Origin of the sequence: Estrella lausannensis, assembly GCF_900000175.1 — a bacterium.
GTDB lineage: Bacteria > Chlamydiota > Chlamydiia > Chlamydiales > Criblamydiaceae > Estrella > Estrella lausannensis.
In genome coordinates this window covers 145,464-166,277 of sequence record NZ_CWGJ01000006.1, presented here as the reverse complement: position 1 = coordinate 166,277, position 20,814 = coordinate 145,464, and the positions used below count along the sequence as shown (strand labels likewise).

21 protein-coding genes and 1 tRNA gene are annotated in these 20,814 nt (G+C 47.4%); 9 read left to right on the top strand and 13 right to left on the bottom strand.

The features are described from left to right. Positions 1-121: 121 nt before the first annotated feature. The 3 genes from ELAC_RS02365 to ELAC_RS02355 all read left to right on the top strand — a co-directional run bounded on the left by ELAC_RS02365 (position 122) and on the right by ELAC_RS02355 (position 2,141). Positions 122-919, top strand: coding sequence for an FKBP-type peptidyl-prolyl cis-trans isomerase (locus ELAC_RS02365; protein ID WP_098037672.1), 798 nt, complete (start codon positions 122-124; stop codon positions 917-919). A gap of 78 nt (positions 920-997) precedes the next feature. Continuing rightward, the gene (locus ELAC_RS02360; RefSeq protein ID WP_098037671.1) at positions 998-1,456 is read left to right on the top strand and encodes a tRNA (cytidine(34)-2'-O)-methyltransferase; all 459 of its coding nucleotides are present in this window, start codon (positions 998-1,000) and stop codon (positions 1,454-1,456) included. Positions 1,457-1,553: 97 nt separating this feature from the next. Next, entirely contained in the window at positions 1,554-2,141 is a 588-nt protein-coding gene (locus ELAC_RS02355; RefSeq protein WP_098037670.1) for a hypothetical protein, read from the top strand. Between the two features lie 49 nt (positions 2,142-2,190). Here ELAC_RS02355 and trxA read toward each other — a convergent pair whose 3' ends face one another. Further along, positions 2,191-2,511, bottom strand: a complete 321-nt coding sequence (trxA, locus tag ELAC_RS02350; protein WP_158227783.1) for a thioredoxin — start codon at positions 2,509-2,511, stop codon at positions 2,191-2,193. Positions 2,512-3,043: 532 nt separating this feature from the next. Here trxA and trhO point away from each other — a divergent pair. Beyond that, complete coding sequence (gene trhO / locus ELAC_RS02345) at positions 3,044-4,105, top strand: oxygen-dependent tRNA uridine(34) hydroxylase TrhO (RefSeq protein ID WP_098037669.1); 1,062 nt, start codon at positions 3,044-3,046, stop codon at positions 4,103-4,105. A 130-nt stretch (positions 4,106-4,235) separates the two neighbouring features. Here trhO and ELAC_RS02340 read toward each other — a convergent pair whose 3' ends face one another. From ELAC_RS02340 to ELAC_RS11705, 3 genes are all read right to left on the bottom strand, one after another. Beyond that, entirely contained in the window at positions 4,236-5,063 is an 828-nt protein-coding gene (locus ELAC_RS02340; RefSeq protein WP_098037668.1) for a hypothetical protein, read from the bottom strand. Between the two features lie 427 nt (positions 5,064-5,490). Beyond that, a complete protein-coding gene (locus ELAC_RS11810) occupies positions 5,491-5,667 on the bottom strand; it encodes a hypothetical protein (protein ID WP_204250519.1) in 177 nt (58 codons plus the stop codon). A 409-nt stretch (positions 5,668-6,076) separates the two neighbouring features. Continuing rightward, positions 6,077-6,244, bottom strand: coding sequence for a hypothetical protein (locus ELAC_RS11705; protein ID WP_158227782.1), 168 nt, complete (start codon positions 6,242-6,244; stop codon positions 6,077-6,079). Positions 6,245-6,413: 169 nt separating this feature from the next. Here ELAC_RS11705 and ELAC_RS02335 point away from each other — a divergent pair, with 169 nt between their 5' ends. Next, entirely contained in the window at positions 6,414-7,001 is a 588-nt protein-coding gene (locus ELAC_RS02335) for a hypothetical protein (RefSeq protein WP_098037667.1), read from the top strand. A 46-nt stretch (positions 7,002-7,047) separates the two neighbouring features. Here ELAC_RS02335 and ELAC_RS02330 read toward each other — a convergent pair whose 3' ends face one another. After that, positions 7,048-7,983 (bottom strand): toxin-antitoxin system YwqK family antitoxin, encoded by a 936-nt coding sequence (locus tag ELAC_RS02330; protein ID WP_098037666.1) that lies wholly within the window; start codon positions 7,981-7,983, stop codon positions 7,048-7,050. A 119-nt stretch (positions 7,984-8,102) separates the two neighbouring features. Then, positions 8,103-10,514: a phenylalanine--tRNA ligase subunit beta gene (pheT, locus tag ELAC_RS02325; protein ID WP_098037665.1), complete on the bottom strand. Its 2,412-nt coding sequence runs from the start codon at positions 10,512-10,514 to the stop codon at positions 8,103-8,105. A gap of 240 nt (positions 10,515-10,754) precedes the next feature. Between pheT and ELAC_RS02320 the strand changes: the two genes are divergently transcribed. The 3 genes from ELAC_RS02320 to ndk (ELAC_RS02305) all read left to right on the top strand — a co-directional run bounded on the left by ELAC_RS02320 (position 10,755) and on the right by ndk (ELAC_RS02305) (position 14,071). Continuing rightward, positions 10,755-12,497, top strand: a complete 1,743-nt coding sequence (locus tag ELAC_RS02320) for a coiled-coil domain-containing protein (RefSeq protein ID WP_098037664.1) — start codon at positions 10,755-10,757, stop codon at positions 12,495-12,497. A 549-nt stretch (positions 12,498-13,046) separates the two neighbouring features. Next, positions 13,047-13,478 (top strand): nucleoside-diphosphate kinase, encoded by a 432-nt coding sequence (gene ndk / locus ELAC_RS02310; RefSeq protein ID WP_098037662.1) that lies wholly within the window; start codon positions 13,047-13,049, stop codon positions 13,476-13,478. A 77-nt stretch (positions 13,479-13,555) separates the two neighbouring features. Further along, positions 13,556-14,071 (top strand): nucleoside-diphosphate kinase, encoded by a 516-nt coding sequence (ndk, locus tag ELAC_RS02305; RefSeq protein ID WP_239414326.1) that lies wholly within the window; start codon positions 13,556-13,558, stop codon positions 14,069-14,071. 3 nt (positions 14,072-14,074) lie between these two features. On the opposite strand, the gene lptB is transcribed toward ndk (ELAC_RS02305), so the two are convergent. Genes lptB through kdsA form a run of 4 tightly spaced genes read right to left on the bottom strand, consistent with a single transcriptional unit; the run spans position 14,075 to position 17,775 of the window. Beyond that, on the bottom strand, positions 14,075-14,827 hold the full coding sequence (gene lptB, locus ELAC_RS02300) for an LPS export ABC transporter ATP-binding protein (protein ID WP_239414324.1): 753 nt from the start codon (positions 14,825-14,827) through the stop codon (positions 14,075-14,077). Beyond that, the gene (locus ELAC_RS02295) at positions 14,814-16,334 is read right to left on the bottom strand and encodes a hypothetical protein (RefSeq protein ID WP_098037661.1); all 1,521 of its coding nucleotides are present in this window, start codon (positions 16,332-16,334) and stop codon (positions 14,814-14,816) included. The genes lptB and ELAC_RS02295 overlap by 14 nt, the downstream gene beginning before the upstream one ends. After that, on the bottom strand, positions 16,331-16,924 hold the full coding sequence (locus ELAC_RS02290; RefSeq protein ID WP_098037660.1) for a hypothetical protein: 594 nt from the start codon (positions 16,922-16,924) through the stop codon (positions 16,331-16,333). Before ELAC_RS02290 ends, ELAC_RS02295 begins: the two co-directional genes overlap by 4 nt. A 26-nt stretch (positions 16,925-16,950) precedes the next feature. Further along, on the bottom strand, positions 16,951-17,775 hold the full coding sequence (gene kdsA / locus ELAC_RS02285; RefSeq protein ID WP_098037659.1) for a 3-deoxy-8-phosphooctulonate synthase: 825 nt from the start codon (positions 17,773-17,775) through the stop codon (positions 16,951-16,953). 502 nt (positions 17,776-18,277) lie between these two features. Here kdsA and ELAC_RS02280 point away from each other — a divergent pair. Then, a tRNA-Arg gene (locus ELAC_RS02280) sits at positions 18,278-18,350 on the top strand. Between the two features lie 18 nt (positions 18,351-18,368). On the opposite strand, the gene ELAC_RS02275 is transcribed toward ELAC_RS02280, so the two are convergent. The 3 genes from ELAC_RS02275 to ELAC_RS02265 all read right to left on the bottom strand — a co-directional run bounded on the left by ELAC_RS02275 (position 18,369) and on the right by ELAC_RS02265 (position 20,766). Continuing rightward, positions 18,369-18,629: a KH domain-containing protein gene (locus tag ELAC_RS02275; RefSeq protein WP_098037658.1), complete on the bottom strand. Its 261-nt coding sequence runs from the start codon at positions 18,627-18,629 to the stop codon at positions 18,369-18,371. Positions 18,630-19,194: 565 nt separating this feature from the next. After that, positions 19,195-19,635 carry a D-aminoacyl-tRNA deacylase gene (gene dtd, locus ELAC_RS02270; protein WP_098037657.1) on the bottom strand — a complete coding sequence of 147 codons (441 nt, stop codon included), beginning with the start codon at positions 19,633-19,635 and terminating at the stop codon, positions 19,195-19,197. A gap of 162 nt (positions 19,636-19,797) precedes the next feature. Beyond that, positions 19,798-20,766 (bottom strand): RluA family pseudouridine synthase, encoded by a 969-nt coding sequence (locus ELAC_RS02265; RefSeq protein ID WP_098037656.1) that lies wholly within the window; start codon positions 20,764-20,766, stop codon positions 19,798-19,800. Between the last annotated feature and the right edge of the window lie 48 nt (positions 20,767-20,814).

The window sequence follows — 20,814 nt, the reverse complement described above, 5'->3', positions numbered from 1 at the left end:
CATCATTTAACTCATCGACAGATAAGGAGTAAGTAGAAGCCATGTCAAAGCTTAAAAGCCAAGCAATGCTGATCATGACATCCTGCATCACGGCAGTGGGAGCCACACGGCAGTGGGAGCCATGAGCCCTGCCCCTCAAACGCTGCTCGCGGAAGAACAAGCCAAGAATCTAGCAGAGAAGCCGGAAGCGGACGATATCAACATCTCCCTCCTGTCTGAAGCTTTCGGCCATTTCATCGGCCGCAACTTGAAATCCCCTGGAGTCACATTTGATATTGACGCCGTGATCAAAGGACTTAAGAATGGCGCTGCAGGACAGCCTGCGCCCATGAACGACCAAGAGTATGAAATGGCAATGGCCAAACTGCAGGAGAAAGCGTTTGCGGCTTTATCCGAGCAAAACCTGACCGCCGCCAAGGAGTTTCTTGAGAAAAACGCAAAAGAGCCGGGCGTCGTCGAAATAGAGCCGGGCAAACTGCAGTATCAAATTATAAAACCGGGCTCCGGAGAAGAGGTGAAGCCTCACTCCACACCGCTGATCCATTACAGCGGTAAATACCAGGACGGCACCGTATTCGGCTCGTCGGAAGAAGTCGGTGGTCCAATCACGATCCCCCTAGACCAGACCATCCCAGGATTTAGCAAAGGCTTACTCGGAATGAAAGAAGGAGAGAAAAGAAAACTCTTCATTCACCCGGACCTCGGCTACGGAACAATGGGTAACCTGCCTCCAAACGCCCTTCTCATTTTTGAGATTGAAGTAGTGAAAGCTAATTCATCCGACCTAAACTTACAGTCGATGGCATCTGATGATGAAGAAAAATCAGGTGAGAAAGCATCCCACGAAGGCGACGAGGGCAACGATAAGGATGACGATGAGGGTAGCGACAAAGATGACGACGACAAGGATGAAGATTAAGTAATCCGGCCTTAAGTCTCCCTCAAGGCGCCCATAAGGGCGCCTTTCCCATTTATTCGGTATAAAACAAGCTCTAGCATGGAAGTTATCCTTTTTCAGCCCGAAATTCCCCAAAACACCGGCAACATCATCAGAACCTGCAGCGTCTCCGGCTGCCGCCTGGTGTTAGTTGAACCGATCGGCTTTTCCCTGACAGACCGCTGGCTTAAGCGGGCAGGCATGGACTATATGGAGGAGGTCTCCCTCAGCCGTATTGATGATCTTGAAAGGTATCTTATGGAGGCTCAAAAGCCCTTCACCTTCTTTTCAAGTAAAGCGGATAAGATTTATACCGAGTTCAACTATTCCCAAGACCACATTTTCATCTTTGGCAGCGAAAGCAAAGGCCTGCCTGGTAATCTCTTTGAAAAGTGGCCTGACCGGTTTGCAAAAATCCCCATGATGGAAGGTAAAAGATGCCTTAACCTGGCAACCTCTGTCGGAATTGCTGTCTACGAAGCTGCCCGTCAACAAGGGTTTCGCTTCTCGCCGTCATAGGACGATTTCAGAGAAATCTTTACAAAATCACAAACAAATATTTATTTACAATTAACCATCAAGGTTATATAATATTTATTTAAAAAGGTGGTTTCCAATGATTAATCTATTCCTTTCAACCGCGCTTGTTGCCGGTACCCTATTTGCCAACACTGCGGCTAGCTCCACACTCTCTCACGAAACAACCGAAAGAAAGGAAGCGATTCAGGAAGGCGGCCTGCGCATGGGATTCAACCATGGCACCCATGAAATCTCCATTCTCTTCCCCAAGGAACACGCACTGAAATACCTCAACACGGAAGAGGGTAAACAAATCTACCATTCCCAAGAACCCTATCAAGAGCAATTCATCTCATACCAATTTGCCTACCAGGGATTTTTGGTCGATGGCCTCTCTGCGTTCAAGCAAAATTACCTGGCAAACGTCCAGGAGAGCATGAAGAAAAAGAATCCGAGAGCGGAAGGGAAAGTAATTCTAGACGAAAAGAGAAGCCCAAACAGGCAGAGGACTATTATCGAGCAGGTAAGTGAAACAGGGAAAAGGACGGTATTTGTCGCCGATTTTATCACGATCGAAGATCGCGTTTACCTCGTTTCCGAAATGATCGAAGCGTCTCAGTTCATCAACAAAGAGACTGCCGAGCTTATCGATGAGGCTTTTTTCGAAAGCATTAATTTAAACTAAAAAAAACCCGGGAAAGCCCGGGTTTTTTTCTTATCTTAATGGGGACGCTCTACAGAGCCTCGCTGATCATCTCGATGAACGCGTCTTTATCTCTCACGCCAACAACACGGTTAACCTCTTCTCCCCCTTTGAACAGTATGATTGTCGGGATGGAAGTCACGTTAAACTTGGCCGTTGTGTTTTGTGCAGATTCGATATCCAGTTTTGCTACTGTAATCTTATCGGACATCTCGTTCGCTAAATCTTCGATGATGGGTGCTATCATCCTGCAGGGGCCGCACCAGTCTGCATAAAAGTCGACAAGAGTCACACCATTTTGAATAACGGATTCGAAATTGGAATCGTCGAGGTGTTTGATTTGATTTGCCATTGTATGTCTTACTCCTTCCTCTTTGCGGCACTCTTTCTGCCGCATGCGATTGATGAAACTGAAGTGGAATTGCTGAAAGTGTGGCTGCGCCGTTTTCAACATCATTTGAAAAGATGGCGCCATGAATGCCCAAGCGATCAGCGCTCACGGGGCAATCCTTTTTAAGAATTCCTACGCGGGTTCCTCGTTATATGCTAAATTATCCCAAACCGCACCCTTTTAAGCTAGGGTATTTTTCTCTCGAAGAGGGTGCCTGGATCCGATCGGGGAATTTGCGGACACCCACCATGTAATCTCCCGTTTCAAGACATCCTCCTCGTCACGTCCCCCTAACTCCACCCAAGATGCGTAACTGCCGGGTAGGGCTGTAACGAAAGTGTCTCAATATTTGGCATCCGACGACATGAAAGCCCTCTGTGCCAAATTTTGCCAGGCTTTCGGTACAAGAGCCTGTAAACAGATTCGGTTCCTTGAAATTTAAGATTTTATTCACTACAATTTAGCCTTTATTAACATAAATTTTAGCATTCCGATGATTCAAGTAAAACATAACGCGCCAAAGACAAGCAACACTCCCCACGACTACTATGTGCTTGCCTTCTACCACTTAACCTCCATTGAAGACCCTGATCTCGAGGTGGAAACTCAAAAAGCCTTTATTGCAGAACGGAGCATCACCTGCCGTCTCTATGTTTCCCAGGGTGGAATCAATGGACAGATGTCAGCCTACCGCGATGATGCGATCGCCTATATGGAATGGATGCAAAAGAGAACCCTGTTCAAGGATATGCCTTTCAAAGTTCACTACTGGCACGAGCACGTATTTCCCCGGCAGCAGGTCAAAAAACGAAAAGAGCTGGTTGCCCTCGGCCGAGAAGTGGATTTCGACAAGCGAGGCACCCACCTTAGCCCGTCTGCATGGAAAGAGATGTTGGAGAACGAGAAAAAATCCCTTTTGATCGATGTCCGCAATAGCTATGAATACGATGTTGGCCACTTTGAGGGAGCAGAAAACCCCGAGTGCGAAACATTCAAAGAGTTCACCGCCTATACCGAGAAACTGGCCGACCGCTACCCTGATGAAAAGCCTCCGGTCATGATGTATTGCACGGGCGGCATCCGCTGCGAATTCTATTCGGTTCTCCTGAAAGAAAAGGGCTTTGAAGAGGTATATCAACTGGAAGGGGGGGTCATCGATTATGGGATTAAAGAAGGCGGTGACCACTGGAAGGGAAAACTCTTTGTTTTCGACGACAGGATGACAGTCCCTATTGCAGAAGGAGAAACTGAAAAAACAGGAAAGTGCATGTTCTGCGAAACGACGAGCGAGCACTACTACAACTGCGCCAACATGGAGTGCAATCGCCTCTTTCTGTCTTGCCCGCAATGCCTGGAAATGCGCGTAGGATGCTGCTCTGAGGTGTGCAAGAGCTCAGAAAAGATCAGGCCCTATCATCATCAGGATCCCCATAAGCCCTTCAAAAAGTACTATCACTATTTTGGATATGTCAAGGATATCAAAGATCCAGAGCAAAAGGGTAAAAAGTCTGCTGCGGGGACTGTCCCTATGAATCTTGACCGCAAAGAGCGTTAGTAATCTGTCAGTGACGCGTCAAAACCCTGAGGGTTTTGACGCAAAAGAATATCGAAGACTATCTCATAGAGGTTACAGGGACCTCGCTTCCAGAAGCCGCATGAGCCCTTCACTTAATTCAAAGCAGCCCTTAAAAAGTGCTTTCGGCCTTTTGGCGTTCATGGATAAAGACCATCATCTGATCTTGCGTATCTTCTGTAACAACAGTAAGACCCGGTTTGATTCCTTCTTCCGAGAGCTCAAACGCACGCATGGTATTACAGATCCTACCCCTAAGCCGCACACCTGCACCCTTGATCCCCGCCATATTTCCATAGTCGTGGAACATGCGCAATGTCATCTCGCAGGCCGTGATCAGAAAAATCACCTCTTTACCAGGATTATCCCGAATGGCTTCAAATACTTTCCGGCCAATATGATGGACGGTGGGGATGATCACAGGTACTGTGTACCCTTTTGGCAGTTGGTTCATCGCCTTCCCGATAAAGCATTGCCGGCATACCAGATTGGCAGGATCACGGATGCACCGGTCAGTAAAGCGGCCCGAAGGGCACTCTAAAGGTTTGTGGCAATAGGAAAATCCTGCCACCAGCACCGTGTTTTTTTCCTTGAGAAGATCTTTGAACGCGTTGACCGAAGAAACCCCATAAAGAAAAAAATCGCCCTCTTCTTTCATCGGAAACCGGCCAAAATACGAACGGATCAGACGCGATAAATGGTAGAAGGGACGGCGCATAAAGCTTAAGAAGATGGAAGCGCCCTCATCTTTGCGTATCATCCACCACAGGCTCTTAAGCCTGAGGAACCGTCTTGTCTCCTCGGTGATACCCACCATTTTGGGAAGGGACTTAAGCTCTTTGAGAGGTAACTCCTCTTTCGCAGACTCAGCTCTCGCATCCCAGAGCTTGAGCCTTTCATCAAACGGGAGCTCCTCTTTCCACACTTTCAGTTTATCCATGCACTACCACTCTGTTCCTCTGAAAAAGAAGGGATTATACTGCCCCCGATTTTTGCAGAGCAAGAAAGAGTTTTGCAGCAGATTCCGCCTTGGATGTAAATATTCAGCGGACATCTCGCCCTTGTGAGCTGATGCTTTGAAACTCACCCGCGCGGCAGGTAAGCTACCGACAGGCTTAGAGACTGTCTATAAGCTGAAATTGTGAGATTTATCTTCTGAATTTGTAAGACACTAAAAGTGAATCGAAATTGACCTTTTTTCACTTGCAATCATGGGGGGCTGTTTTAAAGCCAGAAGCCCAAACTTTGAGAGACTGCGGGGCGTCATCGGCAGGATTAGGACCGGCTATATCATCCATGATATAGCCGTCCTTGTAGGATATATTATGTATTAGGGGTATTATTATTATGAAAACTCTGTAAGAGGACTATCCCTCTGATTGCGCTTGTTTTACAATTTCCATGGCTGCCAGCTTAACCGTCTCGATGCCGCCTTGAAATCCTGCCATTCGCATCAGCTGATCCACATAGTTGATCTCTGTCTGGAGATGGTCGTTGATCGACTCAAGCTGCGCGATTTTTTTTAACAGTTCTACCTTGTTCATCGGAATACCTCCTTGCCCGCATGGGATCTGATCTATTAGCTAAGTAGCAACATCAGTGCCAATGCCCTTTCGTTGCCAAAATTTGCTTTTTTTTGAATACCCTTAAGTATTCACGGATTTCATTAACACTAAATAAAGGAGAAATATTTATTGTGTAAATTGACGAATTAATATACTTAAAATTTTATTTTACTAAACAAATACCACCATTCCGCTGCAGATACGGTTTAGGGGGCGGAAGCAAAATATTCCGACTTTTCTCCAAGGCGAAGGAAATAATGCTCATATCGCTCGTACTAGAGACCTTTTTTCCGGGGGCGGTAAGTTCTTAGCAGGTAAAAAAAAAGCCTCCGGAAGGAGGCATTGAGGAAAGTGGCCACTCGTGCCAGTCGTTAATGGGGGGTACAACTTACGATTTTGAATTTTTGGCAGAGTCCTTAAGCGATTCGATCCCGTTTGGAAAACCAATCATCCTGAAGAGACGATCCATAAACAGGATCTCGGTGAGGAGTTTCTTTTTCTTATGCTCCAGCCTATTCATTTTTCTTGTCAAAGCTGCCAGCTCTTTATCTTCCATGATCTAACCTCTTCCTATTGACGCATCCTCTTCTTTATATGCAAAGTTAATGCCATTCTTTCGGTTTCATGGTAAAAAGTGTCAACAGAGCGTGCGCTCCCCGGTTCATCCTGAAAATTACGGTTGAAAAACGCTGATTCTACTACCATGTCATTACGGAGTTACCCTTATGTTTTATCGCGATTATGTATGGATCAAAGGAAAGCCGCAGGGAAGGGAAAATCCTCCCGGACAACAACTAGACACGACCAGCCGTTATAAAATTGTCCGAGACCCGTACGGAAAGCGTCATTCCGTTGAACTGTATAAGGATGGAAAATTTCAGGGAATCATCTACGATTCGCATCTCTTTGATTTTCGACTCTGTGTCTCAAAGATGGAAAGCTCCTGGCAAAAAATCGATGCGGAATTGGTGGACCATCATCCAGCTTCCCTGATTCGTGATCAGGATGACCGGACAATAGCCGAAGAGCGCTATATTTTCGCGCACGGCTTATGCACCGAGTGCCATATACACTATCCCGGCGGCCCCCTGGTAGCGGTGCAAAAGATGTTTTACGAAGGAGCAAGCGAGGAGCCAAGCGCCGTCGCGCTCTTTGATCAGCATTTCAAGCCGGTAGGCATTAAAATCTTCGGCTCAGAGGCGCCTGAGAAAGGATTTACTTGTACGTATGAATCTTGGGATATGACAGACGAAGCGGCTCTAGAGAAGTTGGATGCCCTGTTTAAAGAAACTTTGCCCAAAGGAGATCGGTAAAAGAAACAGACCGGACGCGGTGAATCGCATCCGGTCATTGAATGGATTAATTTCTCTGCTGCTCAAAAGTGGCCTTGGACACACGCTGCCCCAATACGTACCACTCCGTCTTTTTGCTAGAACCGAGATAGGTATTGTAAGGCCCATGCATCTTATCTTTTTCCCAGGTAATCTCCTCAGCTATCGCCGTTCCGTCACGATATCTGATCTCAACACCTTCCTTGCGCCCTTTGACGTAGGGGATCTCGGCATATTTTTCACCGTTCTTGAACACCGTAGTAATCCCACTCTGATAACCGCCTACCCACTCTTCGATCGTGAGCGGTTCTCCGCCTTGAGTATAGGTTTTTTTAACACCGTCCACTTTGTCGTTCTTGTAGGGGATAACCTCATGAGGATTTCCGTTGGGATAGTTCAGAGTCTCTCTTACGATTTTACCTGAATCGAAAAGGGCTTCCCCTCTAAGTTGACCGGTTTCATCCCGAAGAATCTTAACTCCTGATCCGCTGTCAATTTTCGACTCAATTTTGCTGTCGTGTGTGTAATACTCGCCAGTCATGAGGTACTCGCCGCGAAAAACCTCTTTGCATCTTGGAGCAAGGGAATCGTAAAACCCTGTGACTACCCTCATATCGGCATCACGGTAGCACACTTCCTGCTTCGGATGCCCGGCAGTATCGTTATAGACAGTCTTTACCAGCGCACCCTGTTCAAAGGTGTCGACGTGTTCGACAATGCTGCTGTGGGGGTATGTGTAGGTCGTTTCCCCTTCCAGCATGCCGCCCATGTATTGTTTCGTGACCACAACGCCATTGTCCAGCGTGGCAATAACCTGGCCGCTTTTACCTCTAGTCTGCCACTCGGCCGGCTTCAGCTCCATACCGTACTTATGAACATATTTTTCCTCGACGACAACACGCCTCTCCTCTCCTCTGCCCTTATGGCAGCCGGTGAGTGCCAGCGAGCCTAAAAGCAAAGCCATCGTTACTCTTTTGCCCTTCATATTTCTTTCTCCCCTCGTGCGGTTCTCGATGTTCTTCATCGGATACCGAAATGAACTCAAAATTCATTTTTTGGGTTCATTTCGTTTCTATTAGCAATTTATAGGCGTCCTTTGGCGGCCGACGTGATCAGGCTGCGTACCCCATCGGTTATGCGCGCGTGTTCTTGATCGACAACTTCCTGAGATATGGTCTTGGCGACATCCCGGTAGACAAATCGGTAGGTCAGGTTCTTCATTCCCTCCCCTAGCTTCGGACTCTGCCAGAGATCGATCAAATGCACCTGCTCAAGGAGCGGTGATGCCATCTTGCCGATCAACTCCCTGACGACTTCGTGAGTGACCGAAATGGGAAGCGTGAGCGTCCAATCTCTTTCTGAGGCAGGATAAAGATTGAGAGGCTTCATCTCTGTCATCTTAGATTTCAACCTGAAAAGCTCTTTTAAAGAGATTTCTGCGAAGAGAATCCTGTTCGGTACATCGAGCCTTCTTAAAATGGCCGGATGAATCTCTCCCATCACTCCAATGGGGACATCCCCTGCAAATATCGACGCCTGCCGTCCATCATGGTAGGTTTTAATCTCCAGGTTTTTATAACGCTGGTTAGTGATTTCCAATGATTTAAGTAGATTTTCTACTATCCCTTTTAAATCGAAGTAATCGACTGGTGAAGGTTTGCGGTCAAAGTGCCAAGGCCTTGAGAGTCCCGAAAGCATGATGGCGATATTGACTTCCTCAATGTATTGATTTCCCTCTTTGTAGTGGATTCTTCCAATCTCAAATGAGGCTAAATTGGCACATTGTCTGTCGCTGTTGAACTTGGCCGCCTGCAACATTCCCGGAAGAAGGGTCGTCCTCAGGATCGACTGTTCTATCGACGTAGGATTTAAAACCTTGACAAAAGGCTCGTCAGGCAGATCAGAACCATAGACGATGTCCAGAATTTTAGGGCCGATCAAATCACATGTCAGATACTCCTGCAACCCCTCCGCAACAAGGCGAGCCCTAATTTCACGCTCAAAAAGGAATAGACCGTTGCTCTCACTGTCTGACGGTTGAAAACGAATGGTTCCCGTTTTGAAATGGTCATATCCATAGATTCTGGCTACCTCTTCGATCAGGTCGATCTCGCCTTTGATATCATTGCGATAGGTAGGCACAGTGATATTGAAGAGATCTTCGCCGTCAAAAGAGATGTCAAACCCCAGGCGCTTGAAAATGGATTCCACTTCGTCTTGAGAAATCGATTTGCCGAGCATCTTGCCAGTTCTTGAAAGCCTGAGCGTCATGCTCTTTTCTTTGAAGTCGCCATTTTTTACATCGATTGCACCTGTCGCGGAAACACCGCCCGAGAGCTCCTCGATCAAAGCAGTACATCGGTCCAACGCTTTGATAACTAAATTGGGATCCGTTCCCCTTTCGAATCGGCGGGAAGCTTCCGTGATAAGCCCCTGCCGTTTACTCGTTTTTCTGACGTATACGGAATCGAAATATGCAGATTCGAGGAGGATGTTCTTGGTGTGATCCTTAACTTCGGAATCTTCTCCTCCCATCACTCCGGCAATGGCCAGCGGCCTCTCCTGATCGGCAATCAGCAGGTCTTCGGGGTGCAGTATCCTCTCCTTGCCATCCAACGTAACTAACGTCTCATGCTCTCTTGCCTTGCGGACATGAACTTCGCCTCCCTGAATTTTATCAAAATCAAAGGCATGCAGTGGATGTCCCAGCTCGATCAGAGTGTAATTGGTCGCATCGACTATATTGTTGACCGGGCGAATTCCGGCTGCCTCCAGCCTGTTTTGAAGCCATTTAGGAGAGGGGCCGATCGTCACATCCCGAATCAGGCGGCAAGCATAACGAGGGCAACCTTGAATATCTCCTACCTTGATTTTAACAGACTGCTCGATGGGCTCGCCACGATTTTGAACCGTGCATAGGGGCCTTTCGATCAGCGCAACCCCTGCTTTCGCATGCAGCTCACGGGCAAGCCCCTGGATGCTCGCGCAATGGCCTAGATTAGGTGTCAGGGACACTTCAAGAACAATCTCTTTGAGCAGTTCAGCCAGACTTGCGCCGAGATGTCCGCAGTTGTCTAATTCCAAAATACCATCGTGATTCTCGCCAATTCCCAGTTCCTTGGCGGACAGCAGCATCCCTGACGATTCAACGCCTCGAATCTTAGTCTTTTTTATCTTAAACGACTTACCCTGGTCGTCGATCAGCGTCGCCCCTGGTTTGGCAAACGCTGTGCGCAAACCTTTCCTGCAATTGGGAGCCCCGCATACCACTGCATAGGAGTCCTGCCCATCAAATACTTGGGCCAACGTCAATTTATCGGCGTTTGGATGTTTTTCGGCCTCAACGACCTCCGCTATGACAACATCTTGAAATCCCAGCGAAAAACTCTCGATAGCCTCCACTTCAAGCCCGGCTAAAGTCAGCCACTTGGCAATTTCCTGCGGATCCATCTCGATTTGTGCAAATTCCTTTAACCAGCCTAGTGGTACTTTCATATCACTTCCTGAGCTCCTCTTTTCGAAACCAACAGGATACAGAAGAGGCAAAATTCAATACAACAAAAGACCTCCTTGAAGACTCACAGTTCCCGCTCCCCTCACCGATGCGGAACCATCAAAATCGCGTACCACGTGCAATCCCCAAAACTAAATTTATTCAAACATAAAAACTATCTTAACAATACTTTAACAATAAAAACCTATAATTAATGTTTAATTTAAAAAAGGAGTAAAGAGATGAGCACGGATGCATCTTTACGAAGCACAGGGTCGAGTTCCCTATCTAACGAGTTAATAGACAGACAGATCCACAATCTTAAAATTCTGACCGATGACGATCAGGGTTATCTGTTTTACAATCACAAAAAGGGGACATTTGAAAAACAAACCTACTCCAATTGGTTCGTATTGGCTCTTAAAGTTGTCTTTGTCTCTCCATGGCGCTATATGTTTGGCTTCACCTCCGATAAAGACTACGTCTTCGGCGGCATGAAAAAACTCTTGGCCGAAACTGAATTAACTCTCCGTGAAAAGCCTGATGATGAAAAATCCAAAGAGCTGCTAGGACTGATCGCAAAAGTAAAAGAAGCCACTTTACCCCGGATGATCAAGGAAATGAAAGAGAAGCGGCTCTTCGCCCAAGAAGCGGCGCTCGTTAAGCTCAGTGAACAGATTCATACCAACGCTGCCACTGCCAAAAAAGGCTCTGGATCCGTCAGTCAATTCACATTAAGCTCCTTCACAACATCTCCTTCCCCCCTGTCGTCACCACACACCAGTTCAAGCCCGACATCCTCGCCCCTCTCCTCCTCGCAGGAACTATCCGACTCGTCTGAGATCGCCTCTGATTTAGCAGATGACGATATAGAACTTGACTCGACAGTCATTTTAGAAACGAAAGCGGGTAAGACAGAGAGTGGCACTGAAGAACAAAGCAATACAAAAGCCGAAGTGGCGCCTGCACAAGATTCACCATCCCAGCAGCCCTCTACAATACCGCTTCCGCCGCACATGATGAAAGGCCCTCCACCTCCTCCAGGAAACTTTAAAGGCCCTCCACCCCCTCCAGGCAACTTTAAAGGCCCTCCACCCCCTCCAGGAGGTTTGGCGGGATCGAAAGTCATGAGCAAAGAAGAAAAGATCACAGCTCTTTCGAAAGTTGTGCTCGAAAAAAAGACCGCTTATGAAAATGCAACGGAAAAACATGCCTCAATTAAGCAGAGCAGAATTACCAATCAGGAGCAAAGAAAGCTGAACGAGAAGCGTAAGAACCTGATCAAAAATGGAATGCAGAAAGCTCCTAAACAATTTGTCACTCTGAAAACGGCGCTTAGAGCCAGACAAGAAGAGTTTGCCAAAGCAGATCAGCAGCTCAAGCAACTTCAGCAAATTATCGAAAGACGGGAAAAAGACCTTGCCACCTCAAAATCTTCTGGCGCCGCATTGGTCAAAACTAAAGTCAACGGTAACGTCCTCGAAGTGGATATCGATCTGTTTGAAACACGCCTGAAAGAGGCTAAAATCAAACTGAACCAAGATGCTTCGGTCCTTGCCGAAAAGCAAAACGAGCTGAGTGATGCGGAGAATAAATATTCTCAGATCCTTCAAACCACTATGCAGATCGGCGACGAGACGGCAACCATCGGCAAGTTCTTGGGCGATCTAGAAGCAGCAGAAAAATCTCTTGTGGCAATTGCCAAAAAGCAAAATGAGCTCGATAGCGAGTTTGAAAAAGCGGTCGAGGAGCTGAAAAAGGCTCAGTCCCTCTACGTGTCCAAAGAGAAGGAGCTTGCCAAGCTGAAGGGTGAGGAGAGCAAAACCGAAAGCATCAAGGAGATCAAGGAATCTTCCAGCGCGAAGGCCGGCGCCGATCCTGAAGCGATCAAAGCCTACCACGCTGAGAAGAAAAGGATGCTCGTGAAGACAATGTCTAAGAAGTTTTCGCTCGATAACCTGATGATGCCTACTGAAGAAGTCTAAGGCAGCACATAGTGAGTGTCATGAATTGATGCATGACACTCGCTCTGCATGATTGAAATATCTTGTATCCCTCCATTGCGCCAATGGAGCGAGCCTACCCCGCCCATTTTACCTAAGCCAACACCCATCCCTCATCAAACTCCTTAATTTCATCTATTTGGACGAGACGAACTTCGCATGGAACAGCAGTCTCGAAATCATGTCGAAAGTGTTTCCATATTGGGAATTATGTCCTTGGAAAAACCCTCAAGACTAAAAGAGTGCAATTTATCATATCTTTCTAATAACAGGTCGCTTACGTTCGCCATCACGGAAGCATTGATTTTTGTCGGAAACCCAATTTTAAGACGCTTCCGGCATGAATATCCGGGTGCCAGAATCAGACCCGGCAGCGAGGTCTGCATGCTTCTTTGAGAGAGGTTGTAAATGGATGCATTTTATTTCTTTAGTCGGCTATCATTTTCGCATCCATATAAACTGCTTGCGGTTGGTCTTAAATTCATCGGATTTGGACACAAAAAGCAGGAAAATCATAAGAGGAGTTAGATTATGGCAAACGAGAGAACCCTTTCCATCATTAAACCGGATGCAGTAGGCAAAAACCACATCGGCGAGATCATTCACCGTTTCGAAAAAAACGGCCTGCATATCGTCGCCGCAAAAATGCTGCACTTAAGCAAAGAGGGCGCAGAAGGCTTCTACGCTGTGCACAAAGGCAGACCTTTCTTCAATGACTTGGTGAGCTTCATGACGACAGGTCCTGTTCTAGTCATGGTTCTCGAAGGGGAAGGAGCCGTCCTTAAAAATCGCGACATCATGGGAGCGACCAATCCTAAAGACGCCAAACCAGGCACTATCCGCGCTGATTTTGCACAGACAATCGACGAGAACGCCGTACACGGCTCCGACAGCGCCGAAAACGCTAAAATCGAGATTGAATATTTCTTTAAAAACGGCGAAGTCTGCCCCAGAACAAGATAACGGAACCACTTTCCGGTAAGCGCCTGTCTTCGTTATTGAAGACAGGCTCATTTTATACAATTAAGCAAAGGTGATCCATGTTCAAGAAAATGTTTATATGCCTTGGTATGCTTGCGGCCTTTACCCTCTTTTTCGCATCCTGCGACAAGAAAAAAGAGGAATGGAAAGGCAAGGAGAGAACTCTTTCGATTATCAAGCCTGATGCTGTATCGGCCAATCACATTGGAGAGATCATCTCCCGTTTTGAAAGCGAAGGCTTAAGAATTGCTGCCCTCAAAATGGTTAAGCTCGATGAGAAAGGCGCTTCGGATTTCTATGCCGTCCACAAGGGCAAGCCCTTCTTTGCCGACCTTGTTACCTTCATGAGCTCAGGTCCCGTCGTCGCAATCGTCTTGGAAGGCGATAATGCAGTTCTTCTAAACAGGGAAATCATGGGCGCAACCGATCCATCCAAAGCTACTAAAGGTACTATCCGTTCCGATTTTGCCAAATCCATCTCGCAAAACGCGGTGCACGGTTCCGACTCAAAGGAAAACGCCGAAATTGAAATTCCGTTCTTCTTTACCGAAAAAGAACAACAGTCGCGATTCTAAGGATCAGATTGAAAAATCTGTACCCAGATAATGTTCACGAGCTTCTTTCGAATTAAGGAGCTCGTCTACATTCCCTGACATGAGCACCTTCCCGTCTCTGACTATATAACTGCGATCCACGGCCGAGAAGATTTCTCGGGCGTTGTGGTCTGTAATCAGCACGCTAATCCCCTTTTTCGAAAGCATCTTGATCAGCTGCTTTACCTCCGCGACCGAAATCGGATCGATATTGGCAAAAGGTTCATCTAGCAAAAGAAATTTTGGCTCTGTTACGAGGGCACGAGTGATCTCAAGCCTTCGCCTTTCCCCTCCGGAAAGTTGGACAGCGCGCTTTTTGGCAAGCTTCTCGAGATGAAGATCTTCTAGATGCTCCTTCAACTTAGCCATCCTCTCAGCCCTTGTTAGAGGGAGGTTTTCCAAAATGCTTAGGATATTATCTTCCACTGTCAGGTTCCTGAAAACAGAGGGTTCCTGGGCCAGATAACCCATGCCGCGCTTAGCCCTTTCATGAATCGGCAGCTTAGTGATGTCTTCCCCTTCAAAGAAGACACGCCCCTGCTCGGGTTTGATCAGGCCGATCGTCATGTAAAAGGCGGTCGTCTTACCGGCACCATTGGGGCCAAGAAGCCCGACCACTTCTCCTCTCCTGACATAAAAGGAGAGACCATCCACAACGCGCCTGCCATTGTAGCTTTTAACCAGATCCTTAACCTCGAGTTGCAGAGGGGACTCCTCTTTGGGGTCAGTCTTTGTCACTTATGCTCCGCTCCAATTTAAATCGATTTTTCAGCTCCGAGAGCTCCTCTTCTTTGAAAGAGAACCTGACATCTCCCCCACCTTTAATGGAGAAGGGCTGCTTGTCCGTTCCTCTTCTAACCTGAAGAGATTCAGCACTGGCTTGAAGGCGGTTTACTCTGTCCATGATTAGCACACGCTTTCCTCTCTTGGCCTTCAAGCTTAGCGAATCCGTCAAAGGTTCTATTACGGCCTCATCTGCCAAAAGAAACTGAGCGGCCTCCCCCGTCCCTGATCCGTATATCCTGTTGACGATGCCCACCCCGCCAAACAGTTCGATCCGCTCTACGCGGGAAGTCAAATTCCTTTTACCGAAGACCACAACAGTCCGATCAGAAAATATCTCCCCGTACTTATCCAACAGGTGCACCTTATTGCCCGCCCCCTCTCTCTCGATCACCAGACGGCCTTTTTCTGAATTGTAAACTGCAGTGCCGATACAGTCGACCGTCATTCCACGTTCAATCCCTGTGAGAACCATTTTTCCCTGCGCAGTCACCTGCAGGCGACCGCTCCCGATATTGCCAAACGCATGTTTGAAGGGGATAATATCGGGTTTAATGCTTTGGAGGCCTGTCTCGACTTTTAGAGGTGGAGTGAGTGCCGATGCATTCAGTTCGGCTGTAAGCCTTCCTTCCACAATCCAAACCATTCCTCCGGAAGACACTTTTGTTTTTCCTTCAAGAATCAGCTTTTTTTGGTCTGGATACCATGTGAGAAAGTCGGAGATTAAGTGCAGACTGATGCCCGGGAGTTTGACTTCCCCTTTTGGTTCATAGAGCCTAAGAACCCCATCGTTCTCCGAATACACAATGCGGCTTGCTTCAAGAAAAAGAGCTTCTGCGATCGTGATCTGGCAAGGCTTGCTCAAGGAGTGAAGATGTATGGTCCGCCCTCTTCCATCACCTTCATCCGGCGTGGTTTGGATCGTTTCACCTTTAGCCTCCACTCCATCGCCCCTTCGGATAACCACTCCTCCTTCGCCACGAATCAGGCTGAGGCCGGAACTTGCGCTACCGCCCTTCTCCCGATCGAGCAGAAAGGTCAGCGATTGGCATGTCATCGTCAGTTCTTCGTTTGAGGACCCACGCTGCCTGAAAAAGACGGGGTTTCCCTCCCCTCGGCAACTTCCTTCTCCTGTCTTGCATGAAAACGATGCGGCATCGCAGCGCACTTCCCGATCTCCTTCCAGAGATCGCGCGACGACCCCTCCCTCCAATTCAAGCAAACCGTCCTCTCGTATCGCTCCTTTTGTGCCCCGCGCATTGGCTCTCTTCGCCCGAATCTCTCCAAACGGTGTCTTCAACAACACATCTCCTTCCAGCGCTAAGGAGTCCTTTGAAACGGAGCATTTTGCTGAGGAGAGCTCAAACAGCCCTTGATCGGACGTTGACTCTTCTGCGGCCACAACAAAGATGAACGAGATCAGAATTAACGAAAGAAAAGGGATTCTCTTGAAAAGCCTCACGGAATCTCCTGTCTAGCTTTTCGAAAAGTTCCCTCAAAGTCCTCGGCCTCAAAGCCGGCCTGTGCCTGCAAAAAATTCCCGCGGGCCTTTTTGGCCTTTCCGACCAGTGTGGGATTTTCCCATGTTCCGTCTTCTCGTATATCAAGCTGTCTGAAAGTGACATCCAGCGCCTGAAGCTCCCCTGTATCGAAGTCCAATACGGCGCTCTTGGCGTCCAAGATGCTGATCGATGGATTTCTCTCGAGGCTGCCCTCGCGCACTTCATCAATCAACTGAACGTCTTCCAGCTTCTCTTTAATACTCTTTTTCGAATGGAAGGCGTCAAAAAGAAGTGTCGAATTACCGTAGCGAATCTCGGAAAGGCGCCTTCTTGTCCCATCTTCTTGCGCCAAGTAGATCTCCTTTCGTCCGTTGCTTCTTTTTACAACAGCTTTTTGATGGGTCTTTAAGCCTTTCTGCGAACGCATATCCATGACCCCCTCCCACTCCTGCCTTTGCGATGCTCCAGGGAGCATCTTGACAAACAGAAATGAGGAGAGGATGATCCACGCTAGGGAAAAAAATGCTAACGCGCTCCTTTTTCTCCTCATGTGAATCACTGTGAAATGCCCTCGCTTTAAATTTTAGCCGTTATTGCCTTACGGATCATCAAAAGCCGCTCAAGCAACTCCGAGAGCTCCTCCAATGGTAGCTGTGAGGAGGCATCACTTAACGCTTCTTTCGGATTGGGATGCGCTTCGAGAAACACGCAGTCAGCACCACTCGCCACGGCAGCTCTTGCCAAGAGAGGGATAAATTCTCTTTGCCCGCCGCTTGTTTTACCTTCTCCGCCCGGTAGTTGCACCGAATGAGTGGCATCGAAACAGACCGGCCAGCCAAATTTGTGCATGATGGCAATCGCCCGCATATCGCTCACCAGATTCTGATATCCGAAGGTAGCTCCCCTGTCTACCAAAATAATGCCCTTGCAACCGCTTTCGATCAGCTTCTCAACGACATTTCCCATTTCCCAGGGCGACATGAACTGGCCCTTCTTAACGCTGACGACACGACCTGTTCTGCCCGCAGCTTCGAGAAGGTCCGTCTGACGACTCAAGAATGCCGGTATTTGCAAGATATCGCACACTTCCGCCGCAGGCGCTGCCTGCTCCGGTAAATGGATATCGGTGACAACCGGCACATTAAAGGTCTCTTTTACTTTTTTTAAAATCCTCAACCCTTCCTGAAGTCCCGGACCACGGAAAGAGTGAATGGAAGAGCGGTTGGCTTTATCAAAGCTGGATTTGAAAATGAACGGGACATTTAATTTTTCGGTTATCTCGACAATTTTACCGCAGCTCATGATAGAGTGTTCCTCGCTTTCGATCACGCAAGGACCTATCATGAAAGAGAGAGGGGCGTCAGCCCCGATTGTAATTTTTCCTACTTGGACAGTATGCATTTTTTAACTCCATTCGCATGCTCAAAAAAAATAGGGCAGATTTTCTTTTCAGTGATCATAACCGCATTTCCATTTTCGGAAGAAGGTTATCGGAGGAACAAGGAACGGCTTTCTACCGGCTACAGCTCCAAACCAGGAATCGATTTTATGGAAAAGGATCACTTTCCTGCAAAGCGGAGTTAATCATAAACCATTGCACAATAATATCCTATAAACAAATTAATAGAAACTGAAGAGAGAAACTTCAATACCGAAAGTGTCTCAAAATTTGGATTTAGGCTTTAGGAAAGCTCCCCACGATTAAAAGATTACAAGCCACCTAATGTTAGAAACATGAGGCGACTTTTAATCTCTCAATCCCGAGGCTTTCTCAAAGCCCACATGCCAAGTTTTGCGAGAATTTCTATGTAGAGGGGGAAGAAGAGAAGTCTAGTGAAAGAAGTGGAGCGAGAATTTGTTCTTGCTATTATGCAAGAAAAAGGCTACTATCTGTAGCCTTTACGGACTGATAGCTCAGTGGATAGAGCACCCGCCTTCTAAGCGGGTGGTCGTAGGTTCGAATCCTACTCAGTCCGATTATCTTACACTCTCTGTTAAGCCTGATTGCGCTGAGCAGCTTCCTCTTCTTCCAAGATCTCCAGGTTGACACGAATGCCATTGCGGCTCGCGACGGACATGAGGAGTGTACGGATTGCGTTGATGGTCTTACCCTTCTTTCCGATAATTTTTCCTATATCCGATTTTTCGACACACAGCTCAATAATGAGCGTCTGAGTACCACCGATTTCGTTGATTTTTACCTTGTCAGGATGATCGACCAGGTTTTTTACGATGTAAGCTACGAATTCTTTCATAGTTCGATCCTCTGTTGAGTTTTAGCGGCTCTGCAGTCGCACTGTTATATCGTAATGACTCGTTCCTATCACGAATGGAATTTTAATGGTAGAAAACCTCACGCATTGACTACCCCATACAACTTTAATCTTATCCGAACCCCCAAAAATATCCAAATAAAATATTAACGTAAAAAGCTAAATACATTATTTGAATCAACTCAAGCAACTAAAATTAAATAAATAACAAATTGCTATATATTAAATTTTAACAAACACTTTCTCGGGAATTAATTGATGAACCTGTCCAAATAGACTGTATCCGGGATATATACCGAAAGTAACTCACAATTTGGTTTTGGAACACATCTCGGGATAAAAAATTCAGGCTCTGCCGGTTTTTTGGATCACAAACCCGTAAGTGGATTCATTTTTGGAATCAGAGCCCCCTACCGAATCGGGGGTAAGATTCACATGGGGATCGAACCCACTCCATTTCTCAGAACTTAGGTTTGGCAAAGAGAGCGCCAAGTCTAATTTCCAAGAGACTTTCGGTATAGCAGTCTATAAGATTGCTCAGGCTATTTCAGGGAGCCTCTACCATGAGAGTTACAGGTCCGTCATTGACGGATGAGACTTGCATATACGCCTGAAACCTGCCCGTCTCAACCCTTTTGATTTCGCGTTTCAGTTCAGAGACAAAACTCTCATAGAGCAGCACCGCCTCCTTAGCGGGCATGGCAGAAAAAAAATCGGGACGCAGACCGCTTGAGCAGTCGCCATAGAGAGTGAACTGAGAGATGACAAGCGCTTCGCCTCCTGTGTCAATCAAGCTGCGGTTCATCTTACCCGCATCGTCTTGAAAAAGACGCAACTTGGCAACTTTAGGGGCCAGATAGCGCACCTTTGCCATATCATCGTCTTTATGGATGCCCAGATAGATCAAAAGTCCATGCCCTATCTGGCCGACTGTCTCTCCATCCACAACTACATCCGCTCTCTTTACTCGTTGCACAAGCGCTCTCACCGATACCTCCGAAATATTCGCTGATGTTGAAAACAGATTTACGAAAAGCTTTCGATTTGCCAAGAGATTTGCTGATAAGGCCTATTTTCGATTCATTTGGCACTTACCATCGACTCTCGTCCCTCCATCGCAAAAAAAATATAATCAAAACCGGTCGGATCGTTAGCAGGCACGCAGCCTTGGATCGTCACTCAGCTTCAATTTTTCCGCAAAAAAGGATAAATCCGGCGGAAGCGGGGCCTGAAACGTGATGGGCTTTTTCGTCATGGGGTGGAGAAAGGAGAGGCGGTAAGCGTGCAGAAGCTGCCTCTCAGCCTTCCATTTTTTATTCACGGCGATACTGCCATAGAGACTATCTCCCAAGACGGGTGCGTTTTTCGACTGCATGTGAACCCGGATTTGATGGGTGCGCCCCGTTTTGAGAATGATTTTAACTAGGCTGACCTGTCCGTCGGTTGCCAACGTTTCAAACTCGGTAACGGCCCTCTTTCCGCCCTCGTCCAACACCTTCATCTGCTTACGGTGATATGGATCGCGACCTATCGGTTTATCGATGATCCCCCGGCCCGGATTGCCAAGGCAGACGGCAAGATACTCCTTGTAGACCTGACGGCTCGAGAATAGATCTACCAACTTGCCGTGCATCGAATGGCTCTTGGCAGCAAGCAGCACGCCGGAAGTCTCTTTATCCAGGCGGTGGACGATGCCCGGGCGAATGTGTTCTTGCTGAAACTCCTCTTTCAGCCTGGTACAATGAAAAAGAAGCGCATTCACGACTGTTCCCGACCAATTTCCCGGCGCGGGATGAACGACCATGCCGGGCGGCTTGTCGATGGCAATCAGGCTTTCATCTTCATAGAGAATGCGTAGGGGAATGTTCTCAGCGGCGAGATTAAGTTCCGGCGTGAGGATGAATTGAACTTCAACTAAGTCGCCGGTTCGCGGCCGGTACTGTTTTTTCACGGGCAGACCGTTAACAGAAACCTTTCCTTCCTGAAAGAGATATTGAAAATAGGTGCGCGACTTCACATCCTTGAATCTCCCCGCAAGGATTTTATCGAGCCTCTCGCCTGCCTCGCTCTCAGCAATCAGGACCTCTTCTAACTCTTCACCAAATTCGGGATCTGCCATTCTTTCTCTTCTTCTGCACAACGCAATTTCGCCCCATTGATCAACAGG

Coding starts and splice junctions, on each gene's coding strand:
- ELAC_RS02365 (WP_098037672.1), top strand. CDS start 122: ATGAGCCCTGCCCCTCAAACGCTGCTCGCGGAAGAACAAGCCAAGAAT.
- ELAC_RS02360 (WP_098037671.1), top strand. CDS start 998: ATGGAAGTTATCCTTTTTCAGCCCGAAATTCCCCAAAACACCGGCAAC.
- ELAC_RS02355 (WP_098037670.1), top strand. CDS start 1,554: ATGATTAATCTATTCCTTTCAACCGCGCTTGTTGCCGGTACCCTATTT.
- trxA (WP_158227783.1), bottom strand. CDS start 2,511: ATGGCAAATCAAATCAAACACCTCGACGATTCCAATTTCGAATCCGTT.
- trhO (WP_098037669.1), top strand. CDS start 3,044: ATGATTCAAGTAAAACATAACGCGCCAAAGACAAGCAACACTCCCCAC.
- ELAC_RS02340 (WP_098037668.1), bottom strand. CDS start 5,063: ATGGATAAACTGAAAGTGTGGAAAGAGGAGCTCCCGTTTGATGAAAGG.
- ELAC_RS11810 (WP_204250519.1), bottom strand. CDS start 5,667: ATGAACAAGGTAGAACTGTTAAAAAAAATCGCGCAGCTTGAGTCGATC.
- ELAC_RS11705 (WP_158227782.1), bottom strand. CDS start 6,244: ATGGAAGATAAAGAGCTGGCAGCTTTGACAAGAAAAATGAATAGGCTG.
- ELAC_RS02335 (WP_098037667.1), top strand. CDS start 6,414: ATGTTTTATCGCGATTATGTATGGATCAAAGGAAAGCCGCAGGGAAGG.
- ELAC_RS02330 (WP_098037666.1), bottom strand. CDS start 7,983: ATGGCTTTGCTTTTAGGCTCGCTGGCACTCACCGGCTGCCATAAGGGC.
- pheT (WP_098037665.1), bottom strand. CDS start 10,514: ATGAAAGTACCACTAGGCTGGTTAAAGGAATTTGCACAAATCGAGATG.
- ELAC_RS02320 (WP_098037664.1), top strand. CDS start 10,755: ATGAGCACGGATGCATCTTTACGAAGCACAGGGTCGAGTTCCCTATCT.
- ndk (WP_098037662.1), top strand. CDS start 13,047: ATGGCAAACGAGAGAACCCTTTCCATCATTAAACCGGATGCAGTAGGC.
- ndk (WP_239414326.1), top strand. CDS start 13,556: ATGTTCAAGAAAATGTTTATATGCCTTGGTATGCTTGCGGCCTTTACC.
- ELAC_RS02290 (WP_098037660.1), bottom strand. CDS start 16,924: ATGAGGAGAAAAAGGAGCGCGTTAGCATTTTTTTCCCTAGCGTGGATC.
- kdsA (WP_098037659.1), bottom strand. CDS start 17,775: ATGCATACTGTCCAAGTAGGAAAAATTACAATCGGGGCTGACGCCCCT.
- ELAC_RS02275 (WP_098037658.1), bottom strand. CDS start 18,629: ATGAAAGAATTCGTAGCTTACATCGTAAAAAACCTGGTCGATCATCCT.
- ELAC_RS02265 (WP_098037656.1), bottom strand. CDS start 20,766: ATGGCAGATCCCGAATTTGGTGAAGAGTTAGAAGAGGTCCTGATTGCT.